This window comes from Pseudomonas maumuensis (assembly GCF_019139675.1).
GTDB classification, from domain to species: Bacteria; Pseudomonadota; Gammaproteobacteria; order Pseudomonadales; family Pseudomonadaceae; genus Aquipseudomonas; species Aquipseudomonas maumuensis.
This window is the reverse complement of the sequence record NZ_CP077077.1, coordinates 3,666,139-3,683,864: the sequence shown is the minus strand read 5'-3', so window position 1 is coordinate 3,683,864 and position 17,726 is coordinate 3,666,139. Positions and strand designations below refer to the sequence as shown.

The 17,726-nt window shown below is 63.8% G+C and carries 17 protein-coding genes; 7 read left to right on the top strand and 10 right to left on the bottom strand.

Annotated elements, in window-relative coordinates; all coding sequences use genetic code 11:
- Positions 1-123 precede the first annotated feature (123 nt).
- A complete protein-coding gene (ahpC, locus tag KSS90_RS16330; protein WP_023631141.1) occupies positions 124-687 on the top strand; it encodes an alkyl hydroperoxide reductase subunit C in 564 nt (187 codons plus the stop codon).
- 125 nt (positions 688-812) lie between these two features.
- Entirely contained in the window at positions 813-2,375 is a 1,563-nt protein-coding gene (gene ahpF / locus KSS90_RS16325) for an alkyl hydroperoxide reductase subunit F (protein ID WP_217866412.1), read from the top strand.
- 77 nt (positions 2,376-2,452) lie between these two features.
- On the opposite strand, the gene KSS90_RS16320 is transcribed toward ahpF, so the two are convergent.
- Together KSS90_RS16320 and dkgB are read right to left on the bottom strand one after the other, a co-directional pair.
- On the bottom strand, positions 2,453-3,634 hold the full coding sequence (locus tag KSS90_RS16320) for an MFS transporter (protein ID WP_217866411.1): 1,182 nt from the start codon (positions 3,632-3,634) through the stop codon (positions 2,453-2,455).
- 58 nt (positions 3,635-3,692) lie between these two features.
- Positions 3,693-4,496: a 2,5-didehydrogluconate reductase DkgB gene (gene dkgB, locus KSS90_RS16315; RefSeq protein WP_217866410.1), complete on the bottom strand. Its 804-nt coding sequence runs from the start codon at positions 4,494-4,496 to the stop codon at positions 3,693-3,695.
- Positions 4,497-4,756: 260 nt separating this feature from the next.
- Here dkgB and KSS90_RS16310 point away from each other — a divergent pair, with 260 nt between their 5' ends.
- On the top strand, positions 4,757-5,617 hold the full coding sequence (locus KSS90_RS16310; protein WP_225933092.1) for an AraC family transcriptional regulator: 861 nt from the start codon (positions 4,757-4,759) through the stop codon (positions 5,615-5,617).
- 62 nt (positions 5,618-5,679) lie between these two features.
- Here KSS90_RS16310 and KSS90_RS16305 read toward each other — a convergent pair whose 3' ends face one another.
- Together KSS90_RS16305 and KSS90_RS16300 are read right to left on the bottom strand one after the other, a co-directional pair.
- Positions 5,680-6,174, bottom strand: coding sequence for a DUF934 domain-containing protein (locus KSS90_RS16305; RefSeq protein ID WP_028691443.1), 495 nt, complete (start codon positions 6,172-6,174; stop codon positions 5,680-5,682).
- Positions 6,158-7,810: a nitrite/sulfite reductase gene (locus tag KSS90_RS16300; RefSeq protein WP_217866409.1), complete on the bottom strand. Its 1,653-nt coding sequence runs from the start codon at positions 7,808-7,810 to the stop codon at positions 6,158-6,160. The genes KSS90_RS16305 and KSS90_RS16300 overlap by 17 nt, the downstream gene beginning before the upstream one ends.
- Positions 7,811-8,026: 216 nt before the next feature.
- Here KSS90_RS16300 and KSS90_RS16295 point away from each other — a divergent pair, with 216 nt between their 5' ends.
- Entirely contained in the window at positions 8,027-9,103 is a 1,077-nt protein-coding gene (locus tag KSS90_RS16295) for an ABC transporter substrate-binding protein (protein ID WP_217866408.1), read from the top strand.
- A 297-nt stretch (positions 9,104-9,400) separates the two neighbouring features.
- Here KSS90_RS16295 and KSS90_RS16290 read toward each other — a convergent pair whose 3' ends face one another.
- On the bottom strand, positions 9,401-9,619 hold the full coding sequence (locus KSS90_RS16290) for a DUF2970 domain-containing protein (protein ID WP_094011402.1): 219 nt from the start codon (positions 9,617-9,619) through the stop codon (positions 9,401-9,403).
- A gap of 45 nt (positions 9,620-9,664) precedes the next feature.
- Positions 9,665-10,606: a LysR family transcriptional regulator gene (locus KSS90_RS16285; protein ID WP_217866407.1), complete on the bottom strand. Its 942-nt coding sequence runs from the start codon at positions 10,604-10,606 to the stop codon at positions 9,665-9,667.
- 141 nt (positions 10,607-10,747) lie between these two features.
- Here KSS90_RS16285 and KSS90_RS16280 point away from each other — a divergent pair, with 141 nt between their 5' ends.
- Entirely contained in the window at positions 10,748-11,977 is a 1,230-nt protein-coding gene (locus KSS90_RS16280; protein WP_102682866.1) for an acyl-CoA dehydrogenase, read from the top strand.
- A gap of 87 nt (positions 11,978-12,064) precedes the next feature.
- On the opposite strand, the gene KSS90_RS16275 is transcribed toward KSS90_RS16280, so the two are convergent.
- Entirely contained in the window at positions 12,065-13,477 is a 1,413-nt protein-coding gene (locus KSS90_RS16275) for a purine-cytosine permease family protein (RefSeq protein WP_217866406.1), read from the bottom strand.
- A gap of 272 nt (positions 13,478-13,749) precedes the next feature.
- Here KSS90_RS16275 and KSS90_RS16270 point away from each other — a divergent pair, with 272 nt between their 5' ends.
- Positions 13,750-14,175: a GTP pyrophosphokinase gene (locus tag KSS90_RS16270; RefSeq protein ID WP_217866405.1), complete on the top strand. Its 426-nt coding sequence runs from the start codon at positions 13,750-13,752 to the stop codon at positions 14,173-14,175.
- Between the two features lie 6 nt (positions 14,176-14,181).
- On the opposite strand, the gene KSS90_RS16265 is transcribed toward KSS90_RS16270, so the two are convergent.
- From KSS90_RS16265 to KSS90_RS16255, 3 genes are all read right to left on the bottom strand, one after another.
- Positions 14,182-14,871 carry an endonuclease gene (locus KSS90_RS16265; protein WP_217866404.1) on the bottom strand — a complete coding sequence of 230 codons (690 nt, stop codon included), beginning with the start codon at positions 14,869-14,871 and terminating at the stop codon, positions 14,182-14,184.
- A gap of 6 nt (positions 14,872-14,877) precedes the next feature.
- Positions 14,878-15,120, bottom strand: coding sequence for a DUF1654 domain-containing protein (locus KSS90_RS16260; protein ID WP_046855153.1), 243 nt, complete (start codon positions 15,118-15,120; stop codon positions 14,878-14,880).
- Positions 15,121-15,344: 224 nt separating this feature from the next.
- On the bottom strand, positions 15,345-16,433 hold the full coding sequence (locus tag KSS90_RS16255) for an asparaginase (protein ID WP_186716449.1): 1,089 nt from the start codon (positions 16,431-16,433) through the stop codon (positions 15,345-15,347).
- Positions 16,434-16,773: 340 nt separating this feature from the next.
- Between KSS90_RS16255 and KSS90_RS16250 the strand changes: the two genes are divergently transcribed.
- Positions 16,774-17,721 (top strand): sugar ABC transporter substrate-binding protein, encoded by a 948-nt coding sequence (locus tag KSS90_RS16250; RefSeq protein ID WP_217866403.1) that lies wholly within the window; start codon positions 16,774-16,776, stop codon positions 17,719-17,721.
- The last annotated feature ends 5 nt before the right edge of the window (positions 17,722-17,726 follow it).

Here is a 17,726-nt window from a genome sequence, read left to right as displayed (position 1 = left end):
ATAGCCAAAACCAATCGCCAGCATGAGCTTTGCCAATGAGCCTTTAACGGGACCAGCGGTTAGGATTCTCTCCGTCAACTGATTTCAACCCATTGAAATTCAATCCATGAAGGAGCGTCTCTCATGCCTATCATCAACAGCCAGGTCAAACCGTTCAACGCCACCGCCTACCACAACGGCGAGTTCGTCCAGGTCAGCGAAGCCGACCTGAAAGGCAAGTGGTCCGTCGTGTTCTTCTACCCAGCCGACTTCACCTTCGTCTGCCCGACCGAGCTGGGCGACCTGGCCGACAACTATGCCGAGTTCCAGAAGCTGGGCGTGGAAATCTACGGCGTGTCCACCGACACCCACTTCACCCACAAAGCCTGGCACGACACCTCGGACACCATCGGCAAGATCAAGTACCCGCTGATCGGTGACCCGACCCACGTCATTTCGCGCAACTTCGACGTGCTGATCGAAGAAGCCGGCCTGGCCGATCGCGGCACCTTCGTGATCAACCCGGAAGGCCAGATCAAGATCGTCGAACTGAACGACGGTGGTGTAGGCCGCGATGCTGCCGAGCTGCTGCGTAAAGTGAAGGCTGCCCAGTACGTTGCCGCCCACCCAGGCGAAGTCTGCCCGGCCAAGTGGAAAGAAGGCGAAGCCACCCTGGCACCGTCGCTGGACCTGGTCGGCAAGATCTAAGTCGATGTACACCCCGCGGGCGGTAGCCAGCCGCCAAAGCTGAAGCAGTTACCGCCCCGTAAAAACGCCCGGGCGACCTCGCCTGGGCGTTTTTGTATCCGAGTTTTGAAAAAGGAATCGCCCGTATGTTGGACGCCACGCTTAAATCGCAACTGAAAACCTACCTGGAGCGGGTCACCCAGCCGATCGAGATCGTTGCCTCCCTCGACGACGGCGCGAAGTCCCGCGAATTGCACGACCTGCTGGTGGAGATCGCCGGCCTGTCGAACCTGATTACCTTCAGCGCGGACGGCAACGACGCCCGTCGTCCTTCGTTCTCGCTCAATCGCCCAGGGGCTGATATCAGCCTGCGCTTCGCCGGCATCCCCATGGGCCACGAATTCACCTCCCTGGTGCTGGCGCTGCTGCAAGTCGGTGGCCACCCCTCCAAGGCCAGTGCCGAAGTGATCGAGCAGATCCAGGCGCTGGAAGGCGAGTTCACCTTCGAGACCTACTTCTCGCTGTCGTGCCAGAACTGTCCGGACGTGGTCCAGGCGCTGAACCTGATGGCGGTGCTCAACCCCAATGTGCGCCACGTCGCCATCGACGGCGCGCTGTTCCAGGATGAAGTCGAAGCCCGCAAGGTCATGGCGGTGCCGAGCATCTACCTGAACGGCGAAGTGTTCGGCCAGGGCCGCATGGGCCTGGAGGAGATCCTCGGCAAGATCGACACCAATGCCGGCGCCCGCCAGGCCGAGAAGATCAACGCCAAGGACGCTTTCGACGTGCTGGTGGTCGGCGGTGGCCCGGCCGGTGCCGCGGCGGCCATCTACGCCGCGCGTAAAGGCATCCGCACCGGTGTTGCGGCCGAGCGTTTCGGCGGCCAGGTGCTCGACACCCTGGCCATCGAGAACTTCATCTCGGTGCAGGAAACCGAAGGGCCGAAGCTGGCCACGGCCCTGGAAGAGCACGTCAAGCAGTACGACGTCGACATCATGAACCTGCAGCGCGGCGAAGCGTTGATCCCGTCCACCGACGGCGGCCTGCACGAAGTACGCCTGGCCGGCGGCGCCTCACTCAAGGCCAAGACGGTGATTCTGGCCACCGGTGCCCGCTGGCGTGAAATGAACGTGCCGGGCGAGCAGCAATACCGCGCCCGCGGCGTGGCCTACTGCCCGCACTGCGACGGCCCGCTGTTCAAGGGTAAGCGCGTGGCGGTGATCGGCGGTGGCAACTCGGGCGTGGAAGCGGCCATCGACCTGGCCGGCGTTGTCGCCCAGGTGACCCTGATCGAGTTCGACAGCCAGCTGCGCGCCGATGCCGTGCTGCAGCGCAAGCTGCACAGCCTGCCGAACGTCAAGGTGATCACCAGCGCGCTGACCACCGAAGTGATCGGCGATGGCGAGAAGGTCACCGGCCTGCGCTACAAGGACCGCAGCACCGAGGCGCTGCATGACCTGGCGCTGGAAGGTATCTTCGTACAGATCGGTCTGCTGCCTAACACCGACTGGCTCAAGGGCACGGTCGAGCTGTCGCCGCGTGGCGAGATCATCGTCGATGCCAAGGGCCAGACCAGCATCCCCGGTGTGTTCGCCGCGGGTGACGTGACCACGGTGCCGTACAAGCAGATCGTCATCGCCGTGGGCGAGGGCGCCAAGGCTTCGCTGGCCGCTTTCGATCACCTGATCCGCACCTCGGCACCAGCCTGACCGCCTGCGGTTACGACGCAAAAACGCCGCCATTCCCTCGGGGATGGCGGCGTTTTCGTAGTGGGGTTATGGCGGGGTCAGGCTGGGTTGCCCAAGGGCTCATCGCTGGCCTTGCCACGCCCGCCCAGCCACACCAGCAGTAACCCGGTTGCTGCCAGCAAGCCTCCGGCCATCGGCACTGCCGCGTAGCCCAGGTCCAGGCTGATCACCGCGCCACCCAGGGCTGCACCGACGGCATTGCCCAGGTTGAACGCGCCCACGTTGATTGAGGACGCCAGCCCCGGCGCCTCGGCGGCGGCGGTCATCACCCGCATCTGCAGCGGCGGCACCACGGCGAAGGTGAACACGCCCCACACCAGCAACGCCAGCGCGGCGCCGATATGGCTGCCCAGCACCAGTGGCATCAGTAGCATGATCGCCGCCAGCACGCCGAGGAAGATCCGCGCGGCGCCGTCCAACGACCAGTCGGCCAGCTTGCCGCCCAGGCTGTTGCCCAGGGTAAAGCCGACGCCAATCAGCACCAGGCCCAGGGTGACGAAGCTGTCGGAGGCGCCGGTCAGTTCGGCAAGCACCGGGGCGACATAGGTGTACAGGGTGAACATCGCACCAGCGCCAAGCACCGTGGTAGCCATTGCCAGCAGCACGTTGGGACGGGCGATCACCGCCAGTTCCCTGCGTACATGGGGCACACTGCCGCGCTCGCCCTTGGGCAGGGCGTACCACAGCGCCGCGATCGCCAACAGGCCGAGCACCGCGGTGCCGGCGAAGGCCATGCGCCAGCCGACCTGTTGCCCAAGCCAGGTGGCGGCCGGCACGCCGCCGATGTTGGCGATGGTCAGGCCCATGAACATGGTGGCCACGGCGCTGGCCTGCTTGTCTCGGGGCACCACGCTGGCGGCGACCACAGCGCCCAGGCCGAAGAAGGCGCCGTGGTTGAGGCTGGTGATCAGACGCGAGAGGAGCAGGGTGTAGTAGTCCGGCGACAGGGCCGAGAGCAGGTTGCCGAGGGTGAATATGCCCATCAGCATCATCAGTGCGGCGCGCTTGCCGAAGCGGCTGAACAGCAAGGTCATGATTGGCGCGCCGACCATCACGCCGATGGCATAGGCGGTGATCAGCATGCCGGCGCTGGGAATGCTGGCGCCAACGCCGTCGGCGATCACCGGCAGCAGGCCCATGGGCGTGAACTCTGTGGTGCCGATGCCGAAGGCGCCAATGGCCAGGGCGAACAGCACTCGTTTGGGGGAAAGCGTGCTCATTGGGAGCTCCGAAAAAGCGGTTGAGAGCGGGGCGGTGGGCTTCCATGCCCGGCGAAGCTCAGTCCCAGACCGGCGCCAGGCCATCCGGGCTGACTTCGCGGCCATTGCGTTCCAAGGTGGCGATGCGGGCCATGTCGTCTGCGTCCAGGCGCAGGCTCTGGGCGAGCAGGTTGCTGGCCAGGTTCTCGCGCTTGGTCGATGAAGGGATCACCGCATAGCCCAGTTGCAATGCCCAGGCCAAGGCCACCTGGGCCACGGTGGCTTTGTGCTTGGCGGCGATTTGCGCCAGCAGCGGATCCTTCAGAACCTTGCCATAGGCCAAGGTCATGTAGGAGGTGGTGGTGATGCCTTGCTCGGCAAGGAAGGCAGCCAGCTTGCGGTTTTGCAGATATGGGCTGAGCTCGATCTGGTTGGTGGCGATCTCGCCCTGGCCGACCGCGGCGATGGCCTGGCGGGTCAGCTCGACGTTGAAGTTGGAGATACCGATCTGGCGGGTCAGGCCCAGGCGCTTGGCTTCGGCCAGGGCCTGCATGTACTCGTGCAGCTCGACGCCGTTGCCCGGCGCCGGCCAGTGGATCAGCAGCAGGTCGACATGCTCGGTGCGCAGCTTGGCCAGGCTTTCGCGCAGACTGGGGATCAGCTTGTCGGCGGCATAGTTGTCGACCCAGATCTTGGTGGTGATGAACAATTCGTCGCGCGGCACGCCGCTTTCGGCGATGGCCTGGCCGACCTCGGCTTCGTTCTTGTAGATCTGCGCGGTGTCGATGGCGCGGTAGCCCAGCTCCAGCGCCGACTTGACCGAGTCGATGACGGCCTGGCCGGTGAGGCGGAAGGTGCCCAGGCCAAAGGATGGAATGCTCATGGATCTGCTCCTGTCGAGTGAATGCGTGCAGTGTGCGCGGTTCAACGGGATTGATTAAGGCCTCGGCAAACCAAGGTCCTTTGAGCTGGAGTCATGAATGCGGGGTTGGGTTGTGATCGGGGCGTGACAATAATGCGGCGTCGGCGGGCGGTGATAGCGCTACCGGAGGATGGATGTTGTGATTGAGCAAGTGCGGCTAGGCGGGACCATGGCTGGATCGACGAAGCTGTGGCCTGCCGTATCTCCAGGAGCAACCTGAGTTGTCAGTCAATGCCCTTTACCAGCAGCGGTTCGAGACCGTGCTTGCCTATATCGAGGACAACCTCGAAGGTGACCTGTCGGTGGAAACCTTGAGCGCCGTGGCACATTTTTCGGTGTTTCATTTTCACCGTCAGTTCAGTGCCTATGTGGGCGTCCCGGTTGCTCGTTATGTGCAACTGATGCGCCTGCGCCGTGCCGCGCATCGGTTGCTTGGCCAGCCCGAACACTCGGTGCTGGACGCGGCACTGGCGGCGGGGTTCGAAAGCCCCGAGGCATTCAGCAGGGCGTTCAGGCGGGCCTTCGGGCATGCGCCCAGCGCGTTTCGCCGCCGGCCTGACTGGCAGGTATGGAATACGGTGTTTGCCATTCCTCATTTTTCCAGGAGCATCACCATGCAGGTACGAATCGTCGATTTCGCCGCCGTGCGCCTTGCCGCGCTCGAACATCGGGGGCCGCCGAGCCAGGTCAGCGAAACCGTGCGCCGGTTCATCGACTGGCGCATGAGCAGCGGGCAATCGCCCGTGGCCAGCAGCCGCAGCTTCGGCATCCCCTACAACAATCCGGACACGACCGCGCCGGAAGACTTCCGCTTTGCCGTTTGCGGGGAAATCCATGAGGCCGTGGCGCCGAACGACCAAGGTGTGCGGGAGTCTAGCCTGCCAGCCGGGCGCTGTGCGGTGGTACGGCATGTCGGCTCCCCGGACCACATCGGTGAGACCATTTACCCGCTCTACCGCGACTGGTTGCCGGGCAGTGGCGAGGAACTGCGCGATCACCCGTTGTTCTTCCATTACCTGAGCATCTATCCGCACACACCGTTGGAGCAGTGGCAGACCGATATCTACGTTCCGCTGCGCTAATGGGCTGCTGAAACGAAACAACCCGCCGAATGGCGGGTTGTTTCGTAAGGGCGGGGCGACGATCAGCGGCGGCGGAACAGCGGCAGCGGCTCGTCGGTGGCACCCTGGTAGGTCACCGAGAAGTCCTTCAGGCTCTGCAGCGCGTCTTCCGGGTCTTTGTCGGCACGGATGGCGAAGGCGTCGAAACCGCAGCGGGCCATGTAGAACAGCTGGTCGCGCAGCACATCGCCAATGGCGCGCAGCTCGCCCTTGAACTTGTAGCGGTCACGCAGCAGGCGCGCGTTGGAGTAGTTACGCCCGTCGGTGAAGGCCGGGAAGTTCAGGGCGATGACCTGGAAGTGCTCGACGTCCTCACCGATTTCCTCGGCTTCCTCGTCGCTGTCCAGCCAGATGCCCAGGCCGCCGTCGCGGGCCTTGAGCAGGCTCGGATGGTCGCGCCACAGCTGCAGCGGCACGATGTAGTCGTCGCAGTTGGTCAGCTCGTCGATCGAGACGTCCTTGGGCAGCAGGTGCCAGGTTTCGTCGACGATCTGGTTGTTCTTAATGATTCGCTGCATAGACGCGTTCCTTGAAGGGGTCGATGCCGATCCGCTGGTAGGTGTCGATGAAGCGCTCGTCTTCGGTGCGCTGCTCGACATACACGCTGATCAGTTTCTCGATCACGTCAGCCATGGCGTCCTGGGCGAAGGAGGGGCCGAGGATCTTGCCCAGGCTCGCGTCGCGCGCGGCATTGCCGCCCAGCGAGACCTGGTAGAACTCCTCGCCCTTCTTGTCCACGCCAAGGATGCCGATGTGGCCGACGTGGTGGTGGCCGCAGGCGTTCATGCAGCCGGAGATGTTCAGGTCGAGTTCGCCGATGTCGAACAGATAGTCCAGGTCGTCGAAGCGGCGCTGGATGGATTCGGCGATCGGGATCGACTTGGCGTTGGCCAGCGAGCAGAAGTCACCGCCCGGGCAGCAGATGATGTCGGTCAGCAGGCCGATGTTCGGGGTGGCGAAGCCTTGCTCGCGCAGCTCCAGCCACAGCGCGTGCAGCTGACGCTGCTCGACGTCGGCGAGGATGATGTTCTGCTCGTGGGAGGTGCGCAGGTAGCCGAAGCTGTAGCGCTCGGCGAAGTCCGCGACGGCGTCGAGCTGCTTATCGGTCAGATCGCCCGGGGCGACGCCGGTGGGCTTGAGCGACAGGGTCACGGCGACGTAGCCCGGCTTCTTGTGCGCGCGGGTGTTGCGCGAACGCCAGCGGGCGAAGCCTGGATGTTCCTGGTCCTGCGCGCTGTAGTCGACGTTGTCCAGGGCCAGGTAGTCGGGGTCGATGAAATGGCGCGCCACGCGCTCGACTTCCGCTTCGGTCAAGGTGGTGCTGCCGCCGCGCAGGTGGGCCATCTCGGCCTCGACCTTCTCGGCAAACACTTCCGGGGTGAGGGCCTTGACCAGGATCTTGATCCGCGCCTTGTACTTGTTGTCACGGCGGCCGTAACGGTTGTACACGCGCAGGATGGCGTCCAGGTAGCTGAGCAGGTCCTGCCAGGGCAGGAACTCGTTGATGAACGAACCGATCACCGGGGTACGGCCCAGGCCGCCGCCGACCAGCACGCGGAAGCCCAGTTCACCGGCTGCGTTGCGCACCGGCTCCAGGCCGATGTCGTGTACTTCGATGGCGGCGCGGTCGTCGCTCGAGCCGTTGACGGCAATCTTGAACTTGCGCGGCAGGTAGGCGAATTCCGGGTGGAAGGTGGTCCACTGGCGGACGATCTCGCACCACGGGCGCGGGTCGACCAGCTCGTCGGCGGCGACACCGGCGAACTGGTCGGTGGTGACGTTGCGCAGGCAGTTGCCGCTGGTCTGGATCGCGTGCATCTGCACGGTGGCCAGCTCGGCGAGGATCTCGGGGATGTCTTCGAGCGCCGGCCAGTTGTACTGCACGTTCTGGCGCGTGCTGATGTGCGCGTAGCCCTTGTCGTAGTCGCGGGCGATCTTCGCCAGCATGCGGGTCTGGCGTGCGTTCAGCTGGCCATAGGGCACGGCGACTCGCAACATCGGCGCGAAACGTTGGATATACAGGCCGTTCTGCAGGCGCAGAGGGCGGAATTCTTCTTCGCTCAGCTCACCGGCCAGGTAGCGGCGGGTCTGATCACGGAACTGCTTGACGCGGTCCTCGATGATCCGCTGATCGTACTCGTCGTATACGTACATATAAGTCCTGTCTCAGGCTGCATGCAGCTAATCGCGCGCACGGCCGCGCACTCCGGGGCGGAGCGGGGGAACGATAGCAGAGTGGGTTTATGCGCTAAAGTGATGTTTTTGCATATGAAAAGAACCATTTGGACTAAGTGAGACTGACTGGCATTTGTCCGCAGCGGTACATCGCAGGGCTATAATCCGGGGTTTGCTTCGCAGGGATGTAACAGCATGCTCAAGGCCTTGTGCCAGAGCCTGTGCCTGAGCCTGCCACTGGCAGCGAGCGCACAGGCCGCGTCGGTGGTGTTCCTCAATCCGGGCTACTCCAACGAAACGTTCTGGGTCGACTATTCACGCTTCATGCAGGCCGCCGCCAGCGACCTGGGCATGACGTTGCGCGTGCAGTACAGCGAGCGCCGCGCCGACCTCGCGCTGACCCAGGCCCGGGAGGTGCTGCAAGGAGCGCAGCGCCCGGACTACCTGGTGCTGGTCAACGAACTGTATGTCGCCCCCGAGATCATCCGCCTGTCGCGGGGGACCGGGGTCAAGCTGTTCCTGGTCAACAACGGGCTCACCGACAGCCAGGCGCGTAGCGTCCAGGCGCAGCCGGACAAGTACCCCGAAGTGCTCGGCACGCTAGTCAGCAACGACGAGGATGCCGGTTACCAGATGCTCAAGGCGCTGGCTGCGCAACTGCCTGTCGATGCCGGGCCGGTAGACCTGCTGGCCTTTGCCGGGGTCAAGACCACGCCGGCCTCGCAGTTACGCGTGCAGGGCATGCGTCGGGCGCTGGCCGAGTTTCCCCAGGTGCGTTTGCGCCAGGTGGTGTATGGCGGCTGGAGCCGCGAGCGTGCCTTCGAACAGGCGCAGATGCTGCTTGAGCGTTACCCTGGCACCCGCCTGGTGTGGTCGGCCAACGACCAGATGGCCTTCGGCGCCATGCAGGCCTTCGAAGCGCTGGGCAAGGTGCCGGGGCGCGATGCGCTGTTCAGTGCGGTCAACAGCTCGCCCGAGGCCCTGCGCGCGCGGATCGACGGGCGTTTGAGCGTGCTCATGGGCGGGCATTTCACCTTGGGCGGCTGGGCCATGGTCATGTTGCATGACGATGCCCAAGGGCTGGCGGTGGACCGCGACGGCCAGCGCGAGCACAGCGCGCCGGCCCTGCAACTGATCGACCCGGCCAAGGCGCGGCGCTGGCTCAAGCTGCTGGAGCAGGATGGCCACGGTATCGACTTCCACCGTTTCAGTGCCGAAGGGCGGCCAGCGGATTTCCGCTACCCGTTTCTCACGTCACCCGTCGAGTATTGAAAGACCCTGCTTGAGCGAAGGGCATTGCTGGACTTAACTGCTGCTTGTGAAGTGCATTCCCATAAACACTACAAGAGGCAATGCAATGGGAAACTCTAGCAAAGTCCGCAAAGCTGACAGCAGTGTCGATGCCTGGGCGATCCTCTGTCTGATCGTGCTGGTGGTGGTCACCGCGGTGTACTGGGTCAGCCATCAATAGCGGACAACCACTCAAGACCGTGAGAAACACCTGAACCGCCCGCGGAAGGGACATCCGCGGGCGGATTGCGTTTTGGCAGGCTGTAATGCCCGGCGCGACTAGCGCGCCGTCAGGTGCATCGCCAGTTGCACCAGGCCGATCAGCACGAAGATGAAGATCAGCGTAAACACCGTCCCCATCACGATGAAATGGCTGGCCTTGCCATAGGTGAAGTCGCGGGCGCGGTTCTTGCCGCTTTGCACGCCAAACGCCGCGGCGAGGATGCTTTGCAGCATCTGCCAGAAGGTCGGTGGCTTGCCATGTTGGCTGTCGTCCATGAGTGGCTCCTGGGTTCAGAGGCAATCACCGACAGTGTAGGCGACTCAGGCCGATGCGATTGCCGGGCTTGGCTGCTCCTGGTCGTCCTGGGCCGCCACCCGCTCGCACAGCTCGATGATCTGCTCGCGCATCCAGCGGTTGGCCGGGTCCTGGTCGGTGCTTTCGTGCCAGTACAGGTGAGTCTCCAGCGCCGGTACCTCCACCGGCAGTGGCTGGTGGCGCAACTGGTGGCGGCGGGCGAAACGCTCGGGCACGGTCATGACCATGTCGGTCTGCTGCAACACCTGGGAGGCCATCAGGTAGTGCTGCGAACGCAGGGCGACACGGCGCTGCACGCCCATCTTGCCCAGGGCCAGGTCCACATAGCCCAGACCGTTGCGGCGGCTGGAGATATGGATGTGGGTCATGGCCAGGTAGCTGTCCAGGGTCAGCTTGCCGTCGGCCTGGGGGTGGCCGGGGCGCATGGCGCAGACATAGCGGTCTTGCATGAGCTTGACGTGACGCACCTGCGGGTCGGTGTTCAGCGGCGCGTCGACGGCGAAGTCCAGGCGCCCGGCGGCCAGTTCCTTGGTGGTCTCGCGGCGCTTGCACAGGAAACTCTCGATCACCAGCGCCGGGGCGAGCCGGCGCAGGCGCTGGAACAGCGGCGGCAGGATCACCGCCTCGGTAAGGTCGGTCATGCTGATGCGGAAGGTCTTGCTCGCCTGCAGCGGAGTGAAGATGCGGCTTTCCTGCACCGAGGTGCGCAGCAGCGACAGCGCATTGCGCACCGGGCCGATGATGTTCTGCGCCATGGGCGTGGGCACCATGCCCTGGGCAGTGCGCACGAACAGCGGGTCATTGAACGTCTCGCGCAGACGTGACAGAGCATTGGACACAGCCGGCTGGGTGATGCCGACGATCTGCCCGGCGCGAGTCAGGTTGGCTTCGGTGTAGATCGCGTCGAAGACGATGAACAGGTTGAGGTCGACCTTGCTGAGGTTCATGGGCGCCGCTCTTTGTTGGAGTTATTGGGGCGATCATATATTGCTTATGAATGTTTATACACATAGAAAATAGACTAGGTGGATGAAGGGTCGCTGTTCTAGGCTCAGGGCCATGTTCTTCATTGACGGAAGGTAGCCCCGATGGATTTCGCCTATTCGCCCAAGGTCCAGGCATTGCGCGAGCGCGTCAGCGCATTCATGGATGCATACGTCTACCCGGCCGAGCCGGTGTTCGAGCGCCAGGTTGCCGAGGGCGACCGCTGGCAGCCTACCGCGATCATGGAGGAGCTCAAGGCCAAGGCCCGCGAGGAAGGGCTGTGGAACCTGTTCCTGCCCGAATCCGAATATGGCGCAGGGCTGAGCAACCTTGAGTACGCGCCGTTGGCCGAGATCATGGGGCGCTCGCTGCTGGGGCCCGAGCCGTTCAACTGCTCGGCGCCGGACACTGGCAACATGGAAGTGCTGGTGCGCTACGGCAGCGAGGCGCAGAAGCGCCAGTGGCTCGAGCCGCTGCTGCGTGGCGAGATCCGTTCGGCGTTCGCCATGACCGAGCCGGACGTGGCCTCTTCGGATGCCACCAACATGGCCGCCACGGCCGTCCGCGACGGTGACGAGTGGGTGATCAATGGCCGCAAATGGTGGACCTCCGGCGCCTGCGATCCGCGCTGCAAGGTGATGATCTTCATGGGCCTGTCCAACCCCGACGGCCAGCGTCACCAACAGCACTCGATGATCCTGGTGCCCACCGACGCAGCCGGCGTGAAGATCGTCCGCCCACTGCCGGTGTTCGGCTACGACGACGCGCCACACGGCCATGCCGAAGTGTTGTTCGAGAACGTGCGGGTGCCTTACGAGAACGTGCTTCTCGGCGAGGGCCGTGGCTTCGAGATCGCCCAGGGCCGCCTCGGGCCTGGGCGCATCCATCATTGCATGCGTTCGATCGGCATGGCCGAACGCGCCCTGGAGCTGATGTGCAAGCGCTCGGTCGAGCGCACCGCCTTTGGTCGGCCACTGGCGCGGCTGGGTGGCAATGTCGACAAGATCGCCGACTCGCGGATGGAGATCGACATGGCCCGGCTGCTGACCCTGAAGGCCGCCTACATGATGGACACCGTCGGCAACAAGGTGGCGCGCAGCGAGATCGCCCAGATCAAGGTGGTGGCGCCGAACGTGGCGCTGAAGGTGATCGACCGGGCCATCCAGATCCATGGCGGGGCAGGGGTGAGCGGTGATTTCCCGCTGGCCTACATGTACGCGATGCAGCGTACCCTGCGCTTGGCCGACGGGCCGGATGAGGTACATCGGGCGGCGATCGGCAAGTATGAGATTGGCAAGTATGTGCCGAAGGAGATGCTCCGTAGTGAGCGCTAGGGCTTTGCGCCTGAGTCGTGGCGGCTGACATTGACGACAGAAGACCCGCCTAGGCGGGTCTTCTGATTGGCATTGGGCCCGGTAGGATCAAACCCCCGCTGCCAGCTTCGCACCCACCTGCCGACGACGATACGCGCTGTCGCGGCTGGCCAGCCACCAGTACAGCGGCGAGGTGATCGCCAGCCCCACCAGCCACGACAGGTCGGCGCCGTTGATGTGTGCGGACACCGGCCCGACATACAGCGGCGTGTTCATGAACGGGATCTGCACCGCGATACCCACCGCGTAGGCGATCAGTGCCTGGGGGTTGTAGCGACCGTAGATGCCGCCGTCGACCTTGAAGATCGAGTCGATGTCGTAGTCGCCCTTGTGGATGACATAGAAGTCGATCAGGTTGATCGCCGTCCATGGCACCAGCACCACCAGCAACACCAGCACCATGTCGACGAAGTGGCCGATGAAGTCCGCCGAGGCGAACACCGCCACCACGCAGCAGGCCGCCAGCACGAGCAGCGACAGCACGGCGCGGCTCTTGGCAGTGGGGATCCAGCGATAGGCGAAGGTCTGTACCAGGGTGATGATCGACAGCACCGCGCCGTATAGGTTGAGGGCGTTGTGGCTGATCACGCTGAGCAGGAACAGCACCAGCATCAGCGGGCCGAGGGTGCCGGTGGCGAGCTTGACCGCGTCCATGGTGTCCATCCCGGCAGGGATCGCCAGCACCGCCACCGCGCCGAAGATGAACGACAGGCTCGAGCCCAGGGCCGAGCCCAGGTAGGTGGTCCAGAAAGTCGAGGAGACCTTCACGTCGGCCGGCAGGTAGCGCGAGTAGTCCGATACGTAGGGCGCGAAGGCGATTTGCCACAGCGCCGCCAGCGAAACGGTGGCCAGCCAGCCGGCCAGGTTGAAGCCGCCACGGGTGAGGAAGTCGTCGCTCTGCACATGGCTGAAGATGTAGCCGAAGCCGACCACGATGCCGATGCCCAGCACCCAGGTACCGATGCGGTTGAGCACGTGGATGAAGCGGTAGCCGATGATGCCGATGATGCCCGAGCCCAATGCACCGATGACGATGCCCACGGACACCGGCACCGTCTCGACCACGCCATGCAACGACTTGCCGGCCAGGACGATGTTGGAGGCGAAGAAGCCGATGTACATCACCCCGGCGATCACCACCACCAGCAGGGCGCCAAGCGAACCGAACTGGGCGCGGCTCTGGATCATCTGCGGGATGCCCATCTGCGGGCCCTGGGCCGAATGCAGGGCCATGAGCACGCCGCCGAGCAGGTGGCCGACGAGGATCGCGACGATGCCCCAGACCAGGTTGAGGTGGAACAGCTGCACGCCGAGTGCGCCGGTGACGATGGGCAGCGGCGCGATGTTGCCGCCGAACCACAGTGTGAACAGATCCCTTACCTTTCCATGGCGGTCTTGCGGCGGCACGTAGCCGATCGTGTGTTTCTCGATGAGGGGTGCCGAATTGGCTGCACTGGTCATGACTGACTCCAAGGCAAGGTGGGGCATCGGGTGCTGCCCGGGTGCGTGCCGGCAAGGGGCGACGCGTTCTTGTTGGCGCGATGATGCGGCGCGGGCGGGGATCGAGAAATTAGTAAATTTGTACTCATGAGCCTTAAAAAACCTAAGGCTGGCAAAAGCTTGAGCGGGGATGGCGGCAAGCACGCCGCCATGCTGCTTTGACGTCGAAGGAAACATGCCCATGATGCAGCGGCTATGCTGTCTAGTGCGCGGGTTGAGTGGGGGAGCGCCTCATGGCGACGCTGGAGCGGGCCATCGCGATGGCCATCAAGGCACACGAAGGGCAGTTCGACAAAGGCGGGGCGGCTTACATTCTCCACCCATTGCGGGTGATGGAGCGGGTGATCACCCCCGAACAGCGCATCGTCGCGGTGTTGCACGATGTGCTGGAAGACACGCCATTGACCCTGGCCGACCTCGCCCGAGAAGGCTTCCCGCTGAAGATCCTCGCCGCGCTGCTGGCGCTGAGCCGGCGCGAAGGCGAGAGCTACGAGGCGTTCGTCATTCGCCTGGGTGTGGACCCCTTGGCGCGCCAGGTGAAACTGGCGGACCTGGCAGACAACAGCGACCTTTCGCGCATCCCTTGCCCAGGCCCGGCCGATGTGGCCCGGCTGTGCCGGTATCAGCAGGCCAGCGCCTATCTGCAAGCGCTGGCCTGAGGGCCTTCAGCCGCAGGCCTTGAGGTTGACCGGGCCGACGAAGGTGTTGCCGCGTCCCATCACGCATGCCACCTGCTGGTTGCGCTGCAGCTCCCAGGCCTGCGGTGGGTAGGTCTTGTTCCAGGCCTCGAACAACTGGCGGTCTTGTTTGGACAGGCGCAGGTCGTATTGCTTGCTCATGTAGAAGTAGGTGCGCGCGATCATCCCGCGGATCGACGGGCGTGGCATGACCTTCTTGGCCTTGAAGTCGACCTGGGTCAGGCAACTGCCGTATTGGCCATGCTGCTCGGGCAACCAGCCAAAGCTGAAGTTGCTGCGGTCACCGTTGACCTCGCCGATGCTTGGCACCAGGTTGTGCAGGTCGGCCTCGGCGCGCTGGTAGACCTTGTCGTTGCGCGAGCAGTTCTTGCGCCCGCCGTCCTGCCAGCACTGGCGCTGATGGCCGATCTGCCAGGCCGGGACAATGTGCTCCCACTCGATGCGCGAGGCACGGTTGAGGTTCTTGCGCGGCGTATAGCCGCAGGACGCCAGGTCGACCTTGTTGCCCTGGTACTTGCAGCCGCAATAAAACTCGGTGGACTGCGGCGCATACAGCTTCCAGGCGACCTTCTTGGCCTCCTGGAAGGTGCGCGGGGCGTCGGCGTGGGCGAGGGGGGTGAGCAGCAGCAGGCAGGTAGCGAAAAGCGAAACTCTCATGTGCGATCAGTCTTCCTTCGGCACGGTCCAGAACACCTGCACGCCGCCATCGTCGCGGTGGGCGAGGGTGACGTTGTCGTTCTCGGCGATTTCCTCGAGCAGCGTGGCCCAGTCGTCGGGCGATTCGTGCTCCAGGCGGAAGATCAGGGCGGCGCGGCTGCGCTGGGCGGTGGGGCTGTTGATGATCTTCTGGATGCGCTGACCCAGTAGTTCATAACTGCTTGGCGACGCTGGGGCGGGTTTGGCCACGGGGCTGTTCCTTGTTTTGCTGTATGTGCATACAGTATTTCACTGTAAGCCGTTTCGCAACAGCAGGTAGGATGAAAGCCGTATAAGACCGTAGTAGAGGGATTGGTTCCATCGAAGGCAGCACGGGGCCAGCCCGCTCCCACAAGTCTGCGGCGACTTTGTGGGGTGGGCTGGCCCCGCGATGGGCCGGTATGTTCAACACACCAGCCCGAGGTGCATGCCGATCAGTATTCCCAGAAGATCCGCTGCAGCTCTTTGCTGTCCTGGGTCTTGGTCATTGCGACCATTGCCAGGATCCGCGCCTTCTGCGGGTTCAGGTCATGGGCCACGACCCAGTCGTTCTTGTCGTCAGGCTGTTCGGCGTTGCGCAGCACGAAGCCGCCCTGGTTGACGTGGGACGAACGGATGATCTGCACGCCGTCCTTGCGCAGCTCCTGCAGCGCCGGCACTACGCGCGACGATACCGAACCATTGCCGGTACCGGCGTGGATGATCGCCTTGGCGCCACCCTGGGCCAGCGCCTTGTAGGCGGTGTCGGTCACGTTGCCGTAGCCGTAGGCGATGTCCACGGCCGGCAGCTTGCTGATGGTCTTGATGTCGAACTCGGAATTGACGGTGTGGCGCTTGGCCGGCAGGCGGAAGAAGTACGACTTGCCCTCGACCACCATGCCCAGCGGGCCCCACTGGCTCTTGAAGGCTTCGGTCTTGATATTGACCGCCTTGCTCACGTCACGGCCGGACTGGATCTCGTCGTTCATGGTCACCAGCACGCCCTTGCCGCGGGCGTCCTTGCTGCTGGCCACGGCCACGGCGTTGTACAGGTTGAGCATGCCGTCGGCGGACATCGCGGTGCCCGGGCGCATCGAGCCGACCACGATGATCGGCTTGTCGGTCTTCTCCACCAGGTTGAGGAAGTAGGCGGTTTCTTCGAGGGTGTCGGTGCCGTGGGTGATGACGATGCCATCGACGTCCTTGCTGTCGGCCAGTTCGGCGACGCGCTTGCCGAGCTTGAGCAGATCGTCGTTGCCGATGCTTTCCGAGGCGACCTGCATCACTTGCTCGCCGCGCACGTTGGCCAGGTCCTTCAGCTCTGGCACGCCGGCGATCAGCTTGTCGATGCCTACCTTGGCGGCCTGGTAGGTGGCGCTGTTGGCGGCGCTGGCGCCAGCGCCGGCGATGGTGCCGCCGGTGGCGAGGATGACCACGTTGGCGAGTTTCTGTTGTTGCGCGGCTTCCTTGGCGGAAACAGTGGTCGGCAGTACCAGCAGCAGCGCCAGGGCGCTCGGTGCGAAGGTCTTGATAGCGGTTTTCATCGTTTCTGCTTCTCTCTTCCTGGGTGAGATGTGCGTTATGTCGCACTGCTGTAAGGCAGATTTCGTACCATCAACTACCGTTCGTCGTATTTCATCTTGGAACCCCTGTGATGACTGGGGGTACTCGAAAAGACCAAGAGGTCAGGTAACTTCCAGCTGTTCGGATGGCCGAACAGGCGTAGGAAATGTGTTCGGTTTTTCGGACAAATTGCGGATAATCCGACTCGCGTAGTGTTGGCTGCCTACGCAATGGATTTGACAAACCCTACAGCTGTTTCCATAGTTGCTTACCGCAAACGTTTGCGATCCGATAAAAACCACAAAATTCGGAGTCATTTCCATGAAGCTGCCGTTTCCCGGCCGTCCGCTGGCCCTCGCCGTTTTCTCGTCGCTGCTTTTCTCTCTGTCCACCGCCCACGCCGAGGAAGCGCCCAAGGTCGCTTTGGTGATGAAGTCGCTGGCCAACGAGTTCTTCCGCACCATGGAAGACGGCGCCAAGACCTACCAGAAAGAGCACCCTGACGATTTCAGCCTGGTGGCCAACGGCATCAAGAACGAAACCGACACCGGCGAGCAGATCCGTATCGTCGAGCAGATGGTCAACGCGGGCGCCAAGGCCCTGGTGATCGCCCCGGCCGACTCCAAGGCACTGGTGTCGGCGGTGAAGAAGGCCATGGACAAGGGCGTGATCGTGATCAACATCGACAATCGCCTCGACCCCGAAACCCTCAAGAGCAAGGGCATCAGCGTGCCGTTCGTTGGCCCGGACAACCGCAAGGGCGCGCGCCTGGTCGGCGACTACCTGGCCCAGCAGAAGCTCAAGGCCGGTGACCAGGTCGGCATCATCGAAGGCGTGCCGACCACTACCAATGCCCAGCAACGCACCGCCGGCTTCAAGGACGCCATGCAAGCCGCGCAGATGAAGATCGTCTCGGTGCAATCCGGCAACTGGGAGATCGACAAGGGCAACGCCGTGGCCGCCTCGATGCTCAACGAATACCCCGACTTGAAGGCGCTGCTGGCCGGCAACGACAGCATGGCCCTGGGCGCCGTCTCGGCCGTGCGCGCCGCCGGCAAGACCGGCCAGGTGCAGGTGGTCGGCTACGACAACATCAAGGCCATCGAGCCGATGCTCAAGGATGGCCGCGTGCTCGCCACCCTCGACCAGGCGGCCAGCCAGCAGGCGGTGTACGGCATCCAGGCGGCGCTGAAGATGCTCAAGGGCGAGCAGCCAGGCGTCGATGCCGACAATGTCATCCAGACCCCGGTCGAGCTGATTACCAAGTGACAAAG